Raw genomic sequence first — 14,088 nt, 5'->3', positions numbered from 1 at the left:
ATATCTTGCCATCAAGCGGGGAAACATCAATTTATACTTGAGTTTGACTGTTATTTTCAGTGACTTCCGTTTTTCCGTGGCTAATATTAACGCCACAGCTAAGCTCACCTAAAAAAGCAATCAATATCTGTGTTTATCCATTTTCATCTGTGGCTAATAATCAAGAACAACATTCAAAAATCGCGGTTTGTTACAAGAAAATGATTTTCAAATCAGCTCATTATTGTATTTTTGTTCAAAATAAATCAGGAATGAATACAACTGAGCAAGTTGAAAAAATATTAGCTGATACCAATTTATCAACTGAATTACAAAACATAGCACACAAAGTTCTTCACGGAGAACGGATTACATTTGATGAAGGTGTGCATCTTTACGAGCACGCCGAACTGGGTTACCTGGGTGTTCTCGCAAATTATATTCGCGAAAAGAAACATGGCGATAAAACATATTTTAATCGTAATTTCCACTTAGAACCAACAAATCTTTGCGTTTACGACTGTAAATTTTGTTCTTATTCTCGTTTAATCAAGCAAAAAGAGGAAGGTTGGGCATTAACCATGGAGCAAATGCTCGATATTGTTAAAAAATATGATGGCGAGCCTGTAACCGAAGTCCACATTGTAGGTGGGGTACTTCCTCAGTATGATGTAGCATTTTATTCTGCTTTATTTACCGCAATTAAGCAACACCGCCCTGATTTACATGTTAAAGCCTTAACACCTGTTGAGTATCATTATATTTTTAAGAAAGCCAAAATCGATTATGCAACAGGTATGCGTTTGATGAAAGAAGCCGGATTGCAATCGATACCAGGTGGTGGAGCGGAGATTTTTCACCCTGAAATAAGAGAGCAGATTGCCAAAGATAAATGTACCGGACAACAATGGTTGGATATACATGAAGAATGGCATAAACTTGGTATGCGCAGTAATGCAACGATGCTATACGGACATATCGAGAAATACTGGCATCGGGTAGATCATATGGAAAAACTGCGTGAGCTGCAAGATCGTACGGGTGGTTTCCAGACATTTATCCCATTGAAGTTTAGAAATCAAAATAACCAGATGAGTAATGTGGCTGAATCTTCAGTAATTGAAGATTTAAGGAATTATGCCATTGCCCGTATCTACATGGATAATTTCGACCACATTAAAGCCTATTGGGCAATGATCAGTCGTGAAACAGCGCAGTTATCTTTAAACTATGGCGTTGATGATATTGATGGCACTTTAGATGATACCACCAAAATTTATTCAATGGCCGGTGCAGAAGAACAAACCCCTGCTATGAGCACTAAAGAGTTGGTTAATTTAATTAAACAGGTAGGGCGAAAAGCAGTTGAACGGGATACTTTATATAATGTGGTTACGGATTTCGAAAATGTAGTTTTTGAAGAAGAAAAAAAGCCACAATATTATAAGTTACCTGTTGTGAATTAAGGATTGATTGAATTTAATAGGCAATTCCCATTAAATTATTCAAATTTTCTAATTCGAGAATCAATAACTCAACTATTCAAAATCAATCATTATTAATGAAGGAAATATACATCATACGCCACGGCGAAACGGAACTTAACAGGCAAGGCATAGTACAGGGCAGAGGTATAAATTCTGACTTAAATGATTTAGGAAGAGCACAAGCTGAAGCCTTTTATCAAACTTATAAAGATATTCCTTTCGAGAAGATTTATACATCAGATTTAAAACGTACCTGGCAAACCGTTCAGAAGTTTATCGATTCAGGCTTGCCTTGGGAAAACTTTCTGGGCTGGATGAACTGGCCTGGGGTGTTTGGGAAGGAAAACCGAATACTGAAGATGCACGTGATGCCTTTCGTGAGATGTTACAAAGCTGGCAGGATGGCAATTATACAGCTCATTTTGAGGGTGGCGAAAGTGTTCAGGATGTTTACGAACGTTTAAAACAGCCCATGGAAGTATTGATGAGCAGACCTGAAGAAAAAACAGTTTTAGTTTGCATGCATGGCAGGGCAATGCGTGTTTTCTTTTTATGTTTATTGCTCGGAAAACCTTTAAGCGAAATGACTGAATTTCCACATCAAAATACAGTACTTTATAAAATGGGTTTCGAAGATGGTAAATCTTCTGGTCTCGAGTTTAACAGTGCCGTTCATTTAGACGGCTTAGTAATTGAATAATACGCTTATTGCAAAACGCGAAGCGCAAAATATAACACCTTGAATAAGATTAAAATATCGGCTGTTGCCTATACCAATACCAAAGCGTTTATATACGGATTAACACATTCGGACATTATTAATAAAGTTGATTTAAGTTTAGATATCCCTTCAGATTGTGCTGCCAAAGTGATTAACGGTGAGGCAGATCTTGGTTTAATGCCGGTAGCTGCAATACCTTTGGTTCCGAATGCAAATATTGTGGCCGATTACTGTATTGGAAGCGATGGGGGAGTAAATTCGGTATTCATTTTTAGCGATGTACCTGTAACTGAGATTAAAACAGTTAGGTTAGATGCCCATTCGCGTACATCTAACAATTTAGCCAAAGTTTTACTGAAATTTTATTGGAAAAAGGAAGTGGAGTTTACGACACATCCAACGGTAAAAACAGATGCATTCGTTTTAATCGGCGATAGAACTTTTGGTAAAAAAGACGATTTTGCTTACGCTTATGATATGGGAGAAGAACGGAAAAACTTTACAGGATTACCATTTATGTATGCCGCCTGGCTGGCAAATAAAGAAATCTCAAAAGAATTTAAAGAAGAGTTTAATGCCGCTTTAAAATTTGGACTTGAGCATAGAAAAGAAGTTTTGCAAGAGCTACCGATAACACAAAATTTTGATCTTGAGGATTATTTATACAACAAACTTCAGTTTGATGTTACAGAAGATCGTAAGAAAGCATTAAATCTATTTTTGGGTTATATTGAGCAGTTGTAGAATTTGATATTTGTTAGAACGTCATTCCCAACTTGATTGGGAATCTTAATGCATTTGCTTTTAGTGCATTAAGATTACCGCCTGCGCGAGAATGACGTCCGTACTATAATTACTTAGTGACTTTTCATTTTTCCAGCCACTTTTTCCAATGCGCTTTTCAATTTTGTTAATGCTCCGGTAATGGCTAAATCGTAAGTATTGCCTAAATTGGTAACAGCAACAGGTTCTTTGCCAGAAATTCTGGCCTCCAACAAGCATCTTTTATCGTCTAATCCTTCTTTGCTTCCGTTTTCATCTGATAAATGCACCTCCAAGCGTGTAATTAAATCACTATATCTGCTCAAACCTTCATTTAGCTGAGTTTGAATTTTTTCGTCGTATTCCTGGTGGATGGTTAAATTTTTGTCGGTATTAAGTTGGATCGTCATAATTAAAAAATTAGGTTAAATTTATAATAGTTTAACATACAAGTAGGTGAATTGTTTAAATTGTTAAGGTTGCTTAATCTATTAATCTTTTATATTGGTTAACTGTAATATCCTACGATAAACCAATTCAAATGGTTAAACAGCATTTTTTTTAACTTTTCAACAAAACAGTTGTAAAATGCTTATTCGTGTTATCTTTATGGCTTTTGTAAATTAATTTCAATTTTGGCTAAAGACACGAATAAAGAAACCCCGTTAATGCAGCAATACAACGCAATTAAAGCGAAGTATCCGGGCGCACTTTTACTATTTAGGGTTGGCGATTTTTATGAAACCTTTGGCGAAGATGCCATTAAAACGGCACAAATTTTAGGTATAGTACTTACAAGAAGGGGTACTGGCCCAAATGGCGGTGCATTGGAGCTGGCTGGCTTTCCGCATCACTCTTTGGATAACTACCTTTCTAAACTGGTAAGGGCTGGTCAAAGGGTAGCCATTTGTGATCAGCTTGAAGATCCAAAAACTACAAAAACCATTGTTAAACGTGGTGTAACAGAGTTGGTTACCCCTGGTGTAGCTTATGGCGATAATATTGTAAATCAAAAATCAAATAATTTCCTAGCCTGCGTTTTCTTCGATAAAACACAATTGGGAGTTTCTTTTTTAGATATATCAACTGGTGAATTTTTAATCGCACAGGGCAACAGCGATTATATAGATAAACTTTTACAAGGATTTAAACCTACAGAAGTAATTTTTCAGAAATCAAAGCGACAGGTTTTTACAGAAAACTTCGGCGATCGTTTTTACACCTTTGGCCTGGATGAATGGCCATTTACTACTGATTTTGGGAACGAAACCCTGATGAAACATTTTGAAGTTTCTTCCTTAAAAGGTTTTGGTGTAGAGCGTTTGCAAAGTGGTGTTGTTGCTGCCGGGGTTATTTTACATTACTTGGGTGAAACTGAGCACCGCAACTTGCAGCATATCAGCTCGATAAGCCGTATCGAAGAAGACCGTTACATGTGGTTAGATCGTTTTACCATTCGTAACCTCGAACTGGTGAATTCGCCAAATGATAATGCGGTAACCTTATTCGATATTTTAGACCATACCTGTACCCCAATGGGTGCACGTTTGCTGCAAAAGTGGATTATTATGCCACTTAAAGAATTAAAACCAATCCAGGAACGTTTAGGAATGGTGGATTATTTTGTACAGCATGAAGAACTTCAGGGTGAGTTTATAAATAACATTAAACAAATAGGGGATCTGGAACGCCTGATTTCTAAAGTAGGTTTACAACGTGTTGGTCCCCGAGAATTGGTGGCTTTAAAACGTGCGTTATACCATATAGAAGCAGTTAAAAAACTGGCTGCTGATTCGAAAAATCCTTTTCTGATCAAAATAGCTGATCAGTTAAATCCATGTTTGGCCATTAGAGAAAGAATTGAAAAAGAGTTACAGCCCGAGCCGCCAGCCTTACTGATTAAAGGAAATGTTATCGCGGATGGAATTGATGAAGATTTAGACCAGCTGCGTAAAATTGCTTTCGGAGGTAAAGATTACCTGGTTCAGATTCAGAAACGGGAGGCAGAAGCAACCGGTATTCCATCTTTAAAAATTGCTTTTAATAATGTTTTTGGTTATTACCTGGAAGTTACCCATACCCATAAAGATAAAGTGCCCGAAGGTTGGATACGGAAGCAAACCCTTGTAAATGCCGAGCGATACATTACCCCCGAACTTAAAGAATATGAAGACCAGATTTTAGGGGCGGAAGAAAAAATTCAGGCTATTGAAATCCGTTTGTATAACGAACTGATGTATGAAACGGCCAGTTACATTAAACCAATTCAGCTCGATTCCTTTTTAATTGCCCAGCTGGATTGTTTATTGTGTTTTGCGCAATTGGCAGTTAAAAACCATTACAATAAACCTAAAGTTACTACCGATAAAGTTCTGGATATTAAAGGTGGTCGCCATCCGGTAATAGAAAAGCAATTGCCTGTAGGCCAAGAGTATATTACAAACGATGTTTACCTGGATACCGAAAGTCAGCAGATTATCATGATTACCGGTCCCAATATGGCAGGTAAATCGGCTATTTTAAGGCAAACGGCTTTAATTGTGCTTATGGCACAGATGGGCTCATTTGTTCCGGCGAAAGATGCAGAAGTGGGCATTGTAGATAAGATTTTTACCCGTGTAGGGGCTTCAGATAACATTTCTTCCGGAGAAAGTACGTTTATGGTCGAGATGAACGAAACGGCCAGTATTTTAAATAATATTTCTGATGACAGTTTGATTTTATTGGATGAGATTGGTAGGGGAACCAGTACTTATGATGGAATTTCAATTGCCTGGGCCATTGCAGAATTTTTACATCAGCATCCTACCGCCAGACCGAAAACACTTTTCGCAACCCACTATCACGAATTGAATGAGCTGGCCAATACCATGCCACGCATCAAAAACTTTAACGTTTCGGTAAAAGAAATGACCAATAAGGTAATCTTTTTAAGGAAACTGATTCCTGGTGGAAGCGAGCACAGTTTTGGTATACATGTAGCGAAAATGGCGGGTATGCCATCCAAATTAATTGGGCGCGCGAATGAAATATTAAAGAAACTGGAAATAGACCGCACAGAAGGACAAAGCATTAAAGACAGTATTAAGAAAGTGCAAAACCAGGCTTACCAGTTGCAGATGTTCGCTATTGACGATCCTGTGTTGGTGAAGATTCGTGATACACTGAACAATTTGGATGTAAACGCATTAACCCCGGTAGAAGCATTATTAAAGCTGGATGAAATACAGCGATTGATAAAAAATTAACCAAAAATTCGAATGATGAATACTGCAGTTCATTAAAATAGTTGAGTGAATGTTGATCAAGGAATTAAAAATTATGCTAAAATCTAAATATTCTTTTTCTATAATTTTAGTGCTCTCTATCTTCATAACTTCTTGTGGAACAAGAAAATATACCGTTAAAAGTGATACAAAAGCTTCCAAAGCCGCCGATGCCATGGCAAATTTAAAAAGTAAACCACTTTACCGTTTTATCACTGATTGGACAGGGGTGAGGTACCGTTTTGGCGGGCTTGATAAAAGTGGTATTGATTGGCTCTGGTTTTGCTTTTTTATTGGAGAAAGAGATTTATGGCATTACGCTTCCACGCATATCACGCGATCAGGCCAATGCAGTAAGAAGAAAAGATATCGATAACTTAAAAGAGGGAGATCTAGTATTTTTCTCATTCGGTGGTAACGATGTAGATCATGTTGGTGTTTATCTTAATAACGGTTTTTTTGTGCATGCCAGTACCACAAGGGGGGTAATTGTTGATGATTTAATGTTACCCGCCTATCAAAAGGTTTTGGTTAAATCAGGATCGGTGAACTAATCATTTTCGTAATTTCGACTGGAGTGCGCTTCCTATTAGAAATAGGTGACGTCAGTAAAAATGACTATCGCTTTCTAGGTTACAATCAATAAAACAAACGCTATCATTTTTCGTTATTCTTTTATGCGTATATTTTTTATAATCTGCTTATCTTTAGTTACTTATTCAGTTAATGCACAGGTGAAATTGCTTAAACTTGATGATTTGGATAAACGCATTGCCAACGGGAACGATACTACCTATGTCATCAATTTATGGGCAACGTGGTGTTCGCCATGTGTAGCCGAATTGCCAAATTTTGAAAAATTACGTTTAGCCAATTTAAAAAAGCCGGTTAAAGTACTTTTGGTGAGTTTAGATTTTAAGTCAAAATTGCAAAAGGAAGTGATTCCATTTGTGAAAAGTAATAAAATTAATGCTGAAGTATTTCTTTTAAATGAGCCTGATCAACAACAATATATAGAAAGGATCGATAAGAAATGGTCTGGTGCTATTCCGGCTACTCTTTTTGTAAATAAGAAAATCAGGCGTTTTTATGAGCGGGAATTTACAGAAACAGAACTGAAAAATACTTTGTTAAACTTAAAATAGATGGCAATGAAAACAATTATTTTGATGGCATTTATGCTGATTTCACGATTCGCATTTGCACAAACTGAAGGCTATAAAGTGGGCGATGTAGTAAAAGATTTCTCGCTGAAGAATGTAGATAACAAAATGGTAACCTTAGCCGATTACAAAGATGCAAAAGGATATATTTTTGTTTTTACCTGTAATACCTGCCCTGTGGCTAAAGCTTATCAAAATCGCATCGCTGCTTTAAATGAAGTTTATGCGCCAAAGGGTTATCCAGTTATAGCCATCAATCCGAACGATGCAGGCACTATTCCTGATGAAAGTTTCCAAAAAATGCAGGTGCTGGCCACAGAAAAGAAATTTAATTTCCCTTATCTCTTAGATCCTGACCATTTGGTAACCAAACAATTTGGTGCTTCAAGAACGCCCCATGTTTTTGTGCTGAATAAAACCGACATGGGTAATAGAGTTGAATATATCGGAGCGATTGATAATGACCCCGAAGAAGCCAGTCCAACAAAAATCGAATATGTAAAAATTGCCGTTAACGAATTATCTGCTGGTAAAAAACCGATAGTATCATCCACTAAAGCTGTTGGTTGCAGCATAAAATGGAAAAAAGCTTAAACATAGCTTAACCACCACTGTTTGTGGGTTTCTTTGTATTTCTTAAACCATTTACATGGTAAATAAAGGGATGCTACGGCACAAAACCATATCAGGTATACAATAGGGAGATTAAAACCAAATGTTGCCGGCCTAAACCAGAACGGAATTTGTACAATTTCTTTATCGGTATGCCCTGTGGCAAAAAATACGATTACTAGTAGCGTATGCAGCAGATAAAAGTGTAGCACATAATAAAAAAATGGCACAGCACCATATACAGATGTGATTCGGGTAAACCAGTTGCTTATGTTTTCAGTAAAGGCCAAAATCAGCATTGCCGTGCCAAGAGTCATTGTTGCATATTGTAATGACGGCGGGTATTTATTGACGTTAAAAAAAGCAAGCAGGTTTTTAAATAGATCATGGTATTCTTTTCTAGGCACCAGGATCTCCATATACATTGATCAATCTTAATGCTATAAATGTAAAAAGAGTGAGTGACCCAACTATTAATAAATTACGTTTTCTACGATCAATATTGTAGCCTTTTTTGTACCATGCGCCAATGCCATAACCCACAAACATAATTCCCGTCCACGGGAGTATGGCATAAAAATCGCCGATAAGATGGTTATTGGATAAGGGAATTACAGTTCCTGATGCCGTAAAAAACACTTTCAGAAATAAACCGCCATTGCCATCCGCTGTTGCAGGGAATACATTAAAAAGATTATGGCCGAAAACCAATACCAAACCAGTAATTAAAACCATTTTATAAGAAATACGGCTAAATAGTGCCAAAAAAATCATGCTAAAGCCAATAGCCCATATTACCTGAAGGATAATAAAATTGTAAAATGGATTAAAGGTTAAACCAATCGTAATCAATGCAATTTCTATTACAATTAGCCATAAGCCACGCTTTAATAAAAATGAGCTTTGCTTGGGCTGGGGTTTTAACTTTGGGCAGATAAGTATGCAGATAATCCGGATAAAAATACAAATGTGGGTGCGCAGAAATGAGTTATCCAACGGGTAAAGAACAAAATTCCGGTTGTGGTATCAGGATTTAATGGATCAGCAGTCATTGCACCAATGTGGAAGAAATCTCTGGTATGGTCTAAAGCCATAATGATCATAACTAAGCCACGCAATATGTCAATGGATAATATGCGCTTTGATGGGGTACTGCTGTCGGCACTCATAGCAATTAGTTTGGTTGCTTAAAGATAACAATTCACAATTATTTATAAGACCTTAATTTATTACCTTTAAATTTACCATATTGATCTTTACAGGTATTATAATGTATTGTTTAAGAAAATCGATTTAGGAATAGTTTAATTGCTGATAATGATTTTGATGTTCCGAAAATTATAATAATATTTGTTAAGCGCTAACCGAATAATATCTTATCCTTAAATTGATCATGATCAATACCAGATGGCTTTCGGTTATTTAAAATTGACCAAATTATCATAACACATCATAATGAAAAGAAGAACATTTATACAAAACACAGGCTTGTTGGGAGCAGGCGTAGTCGCATCGAAATTCTCCTTTGCGGCTAATCTCGCACCAGAATTTCCTGTGGTACGTGTGGCTGCTGCTAAACGACATTTCCAGAGTAAAGCTGTAGATGCAGCAATCAAAACTTTTCAGGCAAACGTAAAAAACCCTGAGCTTGCCTGGTTATTCGAAAATTGTTTCCCGAATACGCTGGATACTACCGTTTATCATTCTGAAAAAAATGGCAGACCAGATACTTATGTAATCACTGGTGATATTGATGCGATGTGGTTGCGCGATAGTTCTGCACAGGTTTGGCCTTATCTGCAATTTGTAAACGAAGATGCACCACTTAAAAAGGTAATTGCAGGTGTAATCATTCATCAAACACAATGTGTTTTGAAAGATCCTTATGCCAATGCATTTTACGGGGATGCTACCAAAGTTGGCGAATGGAAAACAGATAAAACCACCATGCAGCCCGGCGTACACGAGCGCAAATGGGAAATAGATTCTTTGTGTTATCCAATCCGTTTAGCTTATCATTATTGGAAAAAAACAGGTGATAAAACCCCTTTTGATGGCGATTGGAAAAAAGGAATTGAAGCAACTTTGAAAACTTTCAAAGAGCAGCAGCGCAAAACAGACAAAGGTCCATATCATTTCCAGAGAGAAACTACCCAACCTACAGATTCGTTGCCAATGGCGGGTTATGGTTTCCCGGTAAATCCGGTGGGCTTAATCTGCTTTTGCTTTTCGTCCGAGTGATGATGCTACAATTTTCCCTTTCCTGGTGCCTTCAAACTTTTTTGCAGTATCTAGCTTAAAACATGCAGCAGAGATGATTAAAGCTTTGCAGCCTGATAAAACTTTGGAGAGCAATTTATTAAATCTTGCCGATGAAGTTAATGCAGCTTTGCAAAAGCATGCGATAGTTAACCATCCAAAATATGGTAAAATCTACGCTTTTGAGGTTGATGGTTTTGGAAGTTCATACCTTATGGACGATTCGAACGTACCGAGTTTGCTTGGTTTACCATATTTAGGAGCAATGAAAGTAGAAGATCCCATTTACCAGAATACAAGGAAATTCGCCCTTTCAAAAGATAATCCTTACTTTTTTAAAGGTACAGCAGCAGAAGGTATTGGTGGTCCGCATGCCGGGCAAGATATGATCTGGCCAATGAGCATTACCATGCGTGCCTTAACCTCAAAAGATGATGCAGAAATTAAATACTGCATCGATACTTTACGTAAAACGCATGCTGGTAAAGGTTTCATGCACGAATCTTTTAATAAAGATAATCCTGCTAATTTTACCAGGGCCTGGTTTGCATGGTCTAACACCTTATTTGGTGAATTGCTTTGGAGAACCTATCATGAAAAACCAGCTTTATTGAAAGCTTAAAATCAAGACGGTATTTATTCAAAATCGATTGCCAATAAATACAGCTTGTTCATATAATTTTAGAGTGGAATTGAATTAATTCCACTCTTTTTGTTCTTTTCTGATTCAGCAATCAATTTGTTCTGATCACTTTGGCAGTAAAAAGTCCTGTTACGAATACTCTAAAGCCATATTTTAATGTTTTTATACATTTTATATCCAAAATGTTACATTCTTTGGTCGAATTGTGTTATTTTTATTCAACATGAATTGACCGTCTATCCGTTCACTGTAAATAGGTCTGTTTAATTTGTGATGACTTTAAACAGGAAAAGGGCGAACGTAAATAATGTTTGCCCTTTTTTGCATTACAAATTGTTGCACAAATATATAATTACATTGCAGTTCAATAATAGACCTTAAATAATACCATTTATAAGTTGATTGATACAATAATTAATCATGTTCGGGTTTTTACCTTTGGTAAACGAATTTCATTATGGAAAACACAATTAACAATCAATTCTCAGATTTAAAATTAAGTAATCAAAAAACCTGGCGGTTTCTCAATGGAGTGGTTTTATTCATTCAAAATGCCCTAGGTGTAGAATGGGATCGGTTTTTACCGGAGCAGTTTACGGACTTAAAATTCAAAAAATGAATGAATTTTGTAAGGTGTGTGCATTAAAATTCGAACGTGAACCTGGTTATTTTTATGTATCAATGTTTGTGAGTTATGCCATGAATGTTGCAGAAATAATTTCGATTAGCGTTGCGGCCTATATTTTAGGTCTTGATATTGTTTATGAAAACCTGTGGTATTTCGTTTTGGTAATATTTACTGGGGTTGCTTTGCTTTCACCTTTTAATTACAGATATTCCAGAATGGTATTGTTGTATTGGCTTTCTCCGGGATTGCACTATGATCCAAGTCGGATTAATGAGCATACCGTAAAAAAATAATTTCTAATTGAAGCGCTTTCTTAAATGCATTACCTTTCGCAATTGTTAAATTTGCGAATGAAAGACGTTATACCAATTCTGGATTCCTGTACATTAATTGATGGCAATCATGGTGATATTTTAGTAGATCACCTAAAGCATTATTTAGCGGTACACCAGAATCTGATCTTTCCACACCGCCACACTTTCTATCATTTCGTTATTTTTACCGCAGGCTCCGGCACTCATTCTATCGATTTTAATAAATATAAAGTTACGCCCTGGCAAATTTATTTTATGTCGCCAGGACAGGTGCATACCTGGAATTTTGATGATAAGGTAGATGGTTACATTTTCAATTTTGAAAAGGATTTTTTCCAGTCTTTTTTGTTGAAACCAGATTATTTGGAAGGTTTTTCTTTTTTTGCAGGGGCAGACCAAGGAAATGTGAAAGATTTACCGCCAGGAATTAGAAATGATGTAGAGGTACTATGTAATCAATTATATACCCAGGTAAACATAAATTCAAATAAGAATACTGATTTTCAAAGGGTGCTGCTACTTTCTCTTCTGCATTTGGTAGAACAGCAAACGGCTGTTACACAATTGCAGCAATTTCAAACCCATAACATGGTGGTATTGCGTAATTTTCAGAAACTGGTTGAAGAAAATTACTTGCTGAAAAGGATGCCAAAAGATTATGCCGAAATGCTGTTTATTACTCCAAACCATTTGAATGCAATTTGTAAAGAATTAATAGGAGCTACAGGCGGGAGAGGTTATCAGGGAACGTATTCTACTTGAAGCTAAACGTTTGCTGGTGAGTGGTGAAGTAAATATTTCTCAAATCGCTAATGAACTTAACTTTAACGACAATTCTTATTTCACCAAATTCTTTAAAAAATACTCAGGTTTAACCCCAGAGCAATTCAAAAGGGATTACACCACATAGGTTACTATTAAAAGAATGTTTTGAATAAAAAGCTATCCTCATCAAAATTATGCCAATAATAATAAGCTAACATACCTATCTGAACGCAATTTAACAGCCTTTTGTTAGCAGATTTATAGGCTCATTTTAAAGAAACCGCATTTATAAAAATAAATAAGAAATTATTCAACCTCATTTTCAGTTGATTGATAAATTGCCCTTGTGGTTATGAGATAGGTTTTTATTTTTGCACACATGGTGGTTACGGTATTGGCTATCCTGGAAACTGATTTTGTTCCGGATAAGGCACTTTCGAAGTTGATGAATGAACGGTTACAGCGGGCAGCAGAAGAATTGCGTGATAAACATCTCGAATTCCTATCCGATGTTGGAGAGCGTAATGCAGACCTTATTATCTATATCAGTTATAATCCTAAGTATAAAATACGTTTTCGCGTTGTAAATGATGTGCCTGCAAAAATTGAAGAGCAAGTAATCGAAATCTGTGGCAACCTGGGTTATCTGCATTGGCGAACAGGAGTACTAAACGTAGTCAGGAATCTTGGTATTGCTTCCAACGATGATGAAGCAGGTTCGTAAAAATAAATTGTAATTCAAGACCAAAACCCTTTAATGCGGATATTGGCATGCCCTAAGCTTTTTAATAATTTGCGCAATTCCGTAACGAAATGGTGGTTACCAACAAGGTAAAACCAGGTGTGTGTTGTGCAATATCCTTGTTTTAACAGCCAATCTGTAATTTCTGTAACTGTGGTTAAGGGATTTAAGGATACAGAAAAATATTCAGATAGCAATTTTCCGCAATTTAGGTTTGGAAGCAGTGCAGCACCCTCAAAGCGGGCTTTTGGCATGGTGAGTTGTTGCAAAGCAAGCAGATGACCAAGGCTGCTGGAATCGCCCAATCCCACCACAAAATCTGTTGGATGTGGTGCCTGGCGCGTACTTTCCATTTTTAAATAGTGAATGGTATCACCGTTATGAAGTGCTTTGGCCCAACGACTCCCCGGACCGTCATGATCAGTATCAATCAAAAGCGAGCAGGTTGCTGTTTCCGCATCCCAGCCAAACGGTGTATAGTCACGAAAAGTAAAATCATCCACACAGAGTTTGATGTATGGAATCTGGTTCCAATTTTGCATTTCTGCATGGGGAAGGTGGAGATCAATTTCAATCATATCAGAAGATTCCCAATACCGCACATCCAATACGCGTCCTGGTTTAAGCAATTGGCTTTCAATTACTCTTCCTGCCTTTTTTCTGATTCGTGTTAATATAGAGGTTTCCATTTCGTATGTTTTTACACTACAAAGAAACCTGGTTTTTGAGAAGGATAAAATAGCCGAA

General features: G+C 36.8%; 17 protein-coding genes and 1 pseudogene. 13 read left to right on the top strand and 5 right to left on the bottom strand.

What is annotated here, in order from left to right:
* Positions 1–251: 251 nt before the first annotated feature.
* The 3 genes and pseudogenes from mqnE to AC0IWE_RS08590 all read left to right on the top strand — a co-directional run bounded on the left by mqnE (position 252) and on the right by AC0IWE_RS08590 (position 2,931).
* The gene (gene mqnE / locus AC0IWE_RS08600) at positions 252–1,445 is read left to right on the top strand and encodes an aminofutalosine synthase MqnE (protein WP_471792834.1); all 1,194 of its coding nucleotides are present in this window, start codon (positions 252–254) and stop codon (positions 1,443–1,445) included.
* Positions 1,446–1,540: 95 nt separating this feature from the next.
* Positions 1,541–2,166, top strand: a pseudogene (locus AC0IWE_RS08595) (histidine phosphatase family protein).
* Positions 2,167–2,205: 39 nt separating this feature from the next.
* Positions 2,206–2,931, top strand: a complete 726-nt coding sequence (locus AC0IWE_RS08590) for a menaquinone biosynthetic enzyme MqnA/MqnD family protein (protein ID WP_471792737.1) — start codon at positions 2,206–2,208, stop codon at positions 2,929–2,931.
* A 113-nt stretch (positions 2,932–3,044) separates the two neighbouring features.
* Here AC0IWE_RS08590 and AC0IWE_RS08585 read toward each other — a convergent pair whose 3' ends face one another.
* Positions 3,045–3,359, bottom strand: a complete 315-nt coding sequence (locus AC0IWE_RS08585; RefSeq protein ID WP_055907827.1) for an HPF/RaiA family ribosome-associated protein — start codon at positions 3,357–3,359, stop codon at positions 3,045–3,047.
* 225 nt (positions 3,360–3,584) lie between these two features.
* Here AC0IWE_RS08585 and mutS point away from each other — a divergent pair, with 225 nt between their 5' ends.
* From mutS to AC0IWE_RS08565, 4 genes are all read left to right on the top strand, one after another.
* Positions 3,585–6,197 carry a DNA mismatch repair protein MutS gene (mutS, locus tag AC0IWE_RS08580; protein ID WP_471792736.1) on the top strand — a complete coding sequence of 871 codons (2,613 nt, stop codon included), beginning with the start codon at positions 3,585–3,587 and terminating at the stop codon, positions 6,195–6,197.
* A 260-nt stretch (positions 6,198–6,457) separates the two neighbouring features.
* Positions 6,458–6,769, top strand: coding sequence for a C40 family peptidase (locus AC0IWE_RS08575; RefSeq protein ID WP_471792735.1), 312 nt, complete (start codon positions 6,458–6,460; stop codon positions 6,767–6,769).
* Between the two features lie 123 nt (positions 6,770–6,892).
* The gene (locus tag AC0IWE_RS08570; protein WP_471792734.1) at positions 6,893–7,360 is read left to right on the top strand and encodes a TlpA disulfide reductase family protein; all 468 of its coding nucleotides are present in this window, start codon (positions 6,893–6,895) and stop codon (positions 7,358–7,360) included.
* 6 nt (positions 7,361–7,366) lie between these two features.
* Positions 7,367–7,972: a thioredoxin family protein gene (locus tag AC0IWE_RS08565; protein WP_471792733.1), complete on the top strand. Its 606-nt coding sequence runs from the start codon at positions 7,367–7,369 to the stop codon at positions 7,970–7,972.
* Here the strand turns inward: AC0IWE_RS08565 and AC0IWE_RS08560 are convergent.
* The 3 genes from AC0IWE_RS08560 to AC0IWE_RS08550 form a co-directional block, all read right to left on the bottom strand.
* Entirely contained in the window at positions 7,969–8,307 is a 339-nt protein-coding gene (locus AC0IWE_RS08560; protein ID WP_471792732.1) for a hypothetical protein, read from the bottom strand. The genes AC0IWE_RS08565 and AC0IWE_RS08560 overlap by 4 nt on opposite strands.
* Positions 8,308–8,389: 82 nt before the next feature.
* Entirely contained in the window at positions 8,390–8,986 is a 597-nt protein-coding gene (locus AC0IWE_RS08555) for an acetyltransferase domain-containing protein (protein ID WP_471792731.1), read from the bottom strand.
* Positions 8,911–9,159 (bottom strand): acetyltransferase domain-containing protein, encoded by a 249-nt coding sequence (locus AC0IWE_RS08550; protein WP_471792730.1) that lies wholly within the window; start codon positions 9,157–9,159, stop codon positions 8,911–8,913. Before AC0IWE_RS08550 ends, AC0IWE_RS08555 begins: the two co-directional genes overlap by 76 nt.
* A gap of 286 nt (positions 9,160–9,445) precedes the next feature.
* Here AC0IWE_RS08550 and AC0IWE_RS08545 point away from each other — a divergent pair, with 286 nt between their 5' ends.
* From AC0IWE_RS08545 to AC0IWE_RS08520, 6 genes are all read left to right on the top strand, one after another.
* Positions 9,446–10,231: a glycoside hydrolase family 125 protein gene (locus AC0IWE_RS08545; RefSeq protein ID WP_471792729.1), complete on the top strand. Its 786-nt coding sequence runs from the start codon at positions 9,446–9,448 to the stop codon at positions 10,229–10,231.
* 25 nt (positions 10,232–10,256) lie between these two features.
* Positions 10,257–10,871 carry a glycoside hydrolase family 125 protein gene (locus AC0IWE_RS08540; protein WP_471792728.1) on the top strand — a complete coding sequence of 205 codons (615 nt, stop codon included), beginning with the start codon at positions 10,257–10,259 and terminating at the stop codon, positions 10,869–10,871.
* Between the two features lie 588 nt (positions 10,872–11,459).
* On the top strand, positions 11,460–11,813 hold the full coding sequence (locus AC0IWE_RS08535) for a DUF983 domain-containing protein (RefSeq protein WP_471792727.1): 354 nt from the start codon (positions 11,460–11,462) through the stop codon (positions 11,811–11,813).
* A gap of 57 nt (positions 11,814–11,870) precedes the next feature.
* The gene (locus tag AC0IWE_RS08530; protein ID WP_471792726.1) at positions 11,871–12,596 is read left to right on the top strand and encodes an AraC family ligand binding domain-containing protein; all 726 of its coding nucleotides are present in this window, start codon (positions 11,871–11,873) and stop codon (positions 12,594–12,596) included.
* Between the two features lie 16 nt (positions 12,597–12,612).
* Positions 12,613–12,744 carry a helix-turn-helix domain-containing protein gene (locus AC0IWE_RS08525; RefSeq protein ID WP_471792725.1) on the top strand — a complete coding sequence of 44 codons (132 nt, stop codon included), beginning with the start codon at positions 12,613–12,615 and terminating at the stop codon, positions 12,742–12,744.
* A gap of 234 nt (positions 12,745–12,978) precedes the next feature.
* Complete coding sequence (locus tag AC0IWE_RS08520) at positions 12,979–13,323, top strand: hypothetical protein (RefSeq protein ID WP_471792724.1); 345 nt, start codon at positions 12,979–12,981, stop codon at positions 13,321–13,323.
* 14 nt (positions 13,324–13,337) lie between these two features.
* Here the strand turns inward: AC0IWE_RS08520 and AC0IWE_RS08515 are convergent, their stop codons facing one another.
* Positions 13,338–14,030, bottom strand: a complete 693-nt coding sequence (locus tag AC0IWE_RS08515; RefSeq protein WP_471792723.1) for a ferredoxin reductase domain-containing protein — start codon at positions 14,028–14,030, stop codon at positions 13,338–13,340.
* Between the last annotated feature and the right edge of the window lie 58 nt (positions 14,031–14,088).

The sequence above is a fragment of the Pedobacter sp. AC402 genome (assembly GCF_979252805.1).
This window is presented reverse-complemented; position numbering and strand designations above follow the sequence as displayed.

Coding starts and splice junctions, on each gene's coding strand:
- AC0IWE_RS08515 (WP_471792723.1), bottom strand. CDS start 14,030: ATGGAAACCTCTATATTAACACGAATCAGAAAAAAGGCAGGAAGAGTA.
- AC0IWE_RS08585 (WP_055907827.1), bottom strand. CDS start 3,359: ATGACGATCCAACTTAATACCGACAAAAATTTAACCATCCACCAGGAA.
- mqnE (WP_471792834.1), top strand. CDS start 252: ATGAATACAACTGAGCAAGTTGAAAAAATATTAGCTGATACCAATTTA.
- AC0IWE_RS08535 (WP_471792727.1), top strand. CDS start 11,460: ATGGGATCGGTTTTTACCGGAGCAGTTTACGGACTTAAAATTCAAAAA.
- AC0IWE_RS08530 (WP_471792726.1), top strand. CDS start 11,871: ATGAAAGACGTTATACCAATTCTGGATTCCTGTACATTAATTGATGGC.
- AC0IWE_RS08545 (WP_471792729.1), top strand. CDS start 9,446: ATGAAAAGAAGAACATTTATACAAAACACAGGCTTGTTGGGAGCAGGC.
- AC0IWE_RS08560 (WP_471792732.1), bottom strand. CDS start 8,307: ATGACTCTTGGCACGGCAATGCTGATTTTGGCCTTTACTGAAAACATA.
- AC0IWE_RS08565 (WP_471792733.1), top strand. CDS start 7,367: ATGAAAACAATTATTTTGATGGCATTTATGCTGATTTCACGATTCGCA.
- AC0IWE_RS08550 (WP_471792730.1), bottom strand. CDS start 9,159: ATGAGTGCCGACAGCAGTACCCCATCAAAGCGCATATTATCCATTGAC.
- AC0IWE_RS08570 (WP_471792734.1), top strand. CDS start 6,893: ATGCGTATATTTTTTATAATCTGCTTATCTTTAGTTACTTATTCAGTT.
- AC0IWE_RS08520 (WP_471792724.1), top strand. CDS start 12,979: ATGGTGGTTACGGTATTGGCTATCCTGGAAACTGATTTTGTTCCGGAT.